This is a genomic window from Marinobacter halodurans (assembly GCF_004327985.1).
In the GTDB taxonomy this organism is placed as follows: Bacteria; Pseudomonadota; Gammaproteobacteria; order Pseudomonadales; family Oleiphilaceae; genus Marinobacter_A; species Marinobacter_A halodurans.
The window spans coordinates 1-214 of record NZ_SJDL01000266.1; the positions used below are offsets into that span (position 1 = coordinate 1).

1 protein-coding gene is annotated in these 214 nt (G+C 70.6%); it reads left to right on the plus strand.

Annotated features, from left to right (window positions below; translation table 11 throughout):
* Nucleotides 1–214, plus strand: a 214-nt coding sequence (locus EZI54_RS24320) for an AMP-binding protein (RefSeq protein ID WP_131484374.1), incomplete at both ends; no start/stop codon positions are given.

A 214-nucleotide genomic window follows, 5' to 3' on the forward strand; every position in this document is an offset into this window, starting at 1 on the left:
TACCTGCGGGAACTGGGTGTGGGCCCGGACGACCGTGTGGCGATCTGCGCGGAGCGCTCGCTGGCGATGGTGGTGGGCCTGCTGGGTGTGTTGAAGGCGGGCGGGGCCTATGTGCCGCTGGACCCGGCTTATCCGGCCGAGCGACTGGCGTACATGCTGGAGGACAGTGCCCCGGTGGCGGTGCTGGTGCACGGTGAGGTGCCGGAGCTGGCGA